Origin of the sequence: Peribacillus sp. NPDC060253, from assembly GCF_042727425.1 — a bacterium.
Lineage (GTDB): Bacteria > Bacillota > Bacilli > Bacillales > DSM-1321 > Peribacillus.
In genome coordinates this window covers 1-2,005 of the sequence record NZ_JBHXAS010000258.1, presented here as the reverse complement: position 1 = coordinate 2,005, position 2,005 = coordinate 1, and the positions used below count along the sequence as shown (strand labels likewise).

At 36.9% G+C, this 2,005-nt stretch carries 2 protein-coding genes and 1 riboswitch; both genes read right to left on the bottom strand.

The genetic code is table 11. The features are described 5' to 3' along the window. Positions 1 to 206 (bottom strand): hypothetical protein (locus ACFWE9_RS26795; RefSeq protein ID WP_377359654.1); only part of this gene is annotated, 206 nt, incomplete at its 3' end. 22 nt (positions 207 to 228) lie between these two features. Then, positions 229 to 1,821, bottom strand: a complete 1,593-nt coding sequence (locus ACFWE9_RS26790; RefSeq protein ID WP_230155464.1) for a glutamate/serine transporter AimA — start codon at positions 1,819 to 1,821, stop codon at positions 229 to 231. Positions 1,822 to 1,873: 52 nt separating this feature from the next. Beyond that, positions 1,874 to 1,952, bottom strand: a riboswitch (ZMP/ZTP riboswitch). Between the last annotated feature and the right edge of the window lie 53 nt (positions 1,953 to 2,005).

Sequence of the window (2,005 nt, the reverse complement as noted above, 5' to 3'; positions counted from 1 at the left end):
ATAATAACTTTTTCAAATTCCTCCCCCTTGACTCCATGCAGCGTTCTAAGCCCAGTATTTTCAAATATCTGAGAATATAGCAATAAAAATTCTTTTAGCTCAAAGTTTAAATTTTTCATTAATATTGTCAGGTGTTCCAATTTGCGAACACTTTTTAATAAATAAAAAACATGGTCATAAAGTAACCATGTTTTCTTTTTACTCATATAGCGGTGTCTACACTAAGAGTTATTTATTGATAAATTCTTTGTTAATTTTTTCAGCCTCAGCCATGTATTCTGTTTTAATCCCGCTCTTAACTCCCCACCAATAGAAGCCAAGTGCTAAGCATGTGATGATCACCATATCCCAGCCAAATGTAAGAATATTTTTTCCGCCGAACTTCTCACTTCCAATATAAGAAATGAAAATCATACAACCTAAGTAAAGAAGCATCCAAACACCTGATAAAAATTGTTTTTTGAATCCATTCCACTTATTTTTCGCTTGATAATAAAAGTAAATAGGTAGTCCAATAGCAATGATGAAAACGACTTCTCCTGTTAATGGCCAACGCGCCCAGTATAAAGTAAGCGATGCGAAAACAAATCCACAAGGTGCAATAATAGAAGCGCCTTTTAAGTGAAATGGACGATTAAAATGAGAAGCTGTACGTCTTAATGTTGTCAATGCAACTGGCCCCATGATGTACGAGATAAGTGTAGCAACTGAAATCACTTCAGCAAGTACGCCCCATCCACGGAATAAAAATAAAAAGATAAAACATACGCCTAAGTTTAATAACATCGCTGGACGAGGAACACCATAAAGTGGATGTAATGTACCAAAGATATTCGGTAAGTACCCATTTTTCTGCATTCCATAAAGCATACGCGAAGTTGTAGCTGTATAAGTAGCTCCTGTACCAGACGGTGAAACAAACGCATCTACATACAATACAATCGCTAACCAGTTAAGACTAAGAGCAATTGCCAAATCAGCAAAAGGTGAATTGAAATTCAGATGACTCCATCCGTTCAGGATCATAGACGGATCAACTGCACCGATAAACACAACTTGTAAAATAACGTATATAAAACCTGCAATTAGAATAGACCCAATAACAGCAATAGGTATAGACTTATTCGGCGACTTCGCTTCTCCTGCCATATTAACGGGACTTTGAAATCCATTAAACGCAAACACGATACCAGAAGTAGCTACTGCTGTTAAAACGCTTGCCCAACCATATGGTGCGATACCTTGAGAACTTGTAAAGTTTTCACCATGAAATCCAGCAAAAAATAACGATCCTGCCATTACACCTGGAACAATTAATTTAAAAATAGTAATAAATGAATTTGCCTTAGCAAAAAGGTTAACTGTCCAATAGTTGACGAAGAAATAGAACAATAGTAGTAAAGAAGCTATGAATAATCCTTTGGTCGTTAAGATATTATTATCAACTAAAGAATGAGACCATCTGGCCCATTCCCAAGGCCACGTACTCATATATTGTACGGAAGCAATGGCCTCAACGGTAATAGTCGAAGCGATAGATATCCAGTTTGCCCACGCAGCTATAAATCCAATAAAAGAGCCATGCGAATATTGAGGATACTTAACCATTCCTCCAGCTTCAGGAAACATTGCCCCAAGCTCTGCGTAAGATAATGCAATAAATAAAATTACAACCATACCGATAATCCAAGAAAAAATAGCTGCTGGTCCAGCAATCTGTGCAGCTTTCCACGCTCCGAACAACCAACCAGAGCCGATAATAGAACCAATACCTGTCATAGTTAAAGCAAAAGTCCCCATTTTTCTATGCATATTACTCATCTCTACCTACACCTCTTCCTAGGAAAATAAAAAACACTTGATCTATAGATCAAGTGTTTGCCCAGGCGCGCGGCTTATACTCTATATGCTCCCCCATGGTACTCCATGTTGCGCCAGTTACATATAGGAAAATAGCTTTTTTTTTAGTATATAGGATTATTTTAAATTTCACAATACTTAAAAA